The organism is Escherichia sp. AM3, assembly GCF_032029835.1.
Classification (GTDB): Bacteria; Pseudomonadota; Gammaproteobacteria; order Enterobacterales; family Enterobacteriaceae; genus Escherichia; species Escherichia coli.
In genome coordinates this window covers 1-209 of sequence record NZ_JAVUPQ010001396.1, presented here as the reverse complement: position 1 = coordinate 209, position 209 = coordinate 1, and the positions used below count along the sequence as shown (strand labels likewise).

The 209-nt window shown below is 63.2% G+C and carries 1 pseudogene; it reads left to right on the top strand.

From position 1 onward, the window contains the following. A pseudogene (locus RTW80_RS31205) lies at nucleotides 1–209 on the top strand (phosphomannomutase CpsG); the annotation flags it as partial.

Sequence of the window (209 nt, the reverse complement as noted above, 5' to 3'; positions counted from 1 at the left end):
GTAGACATCGTGACCCGCAACGGCGGCCAGCCGGTGATGTCGAAGACGGGGCATGCGTTCATCAAGGAGCGGATGCGCCAGGAAGACGCCATCTACGGCGGGGAGATGAGCGCGCACCATTACTTCCGCGACTTCGCCTACTGCGACAGCGGGATGATCCCGTGGCTGCTGGTGGCGGAGCTGCTGTGCCTGAAGAACAGCTCGCTGAA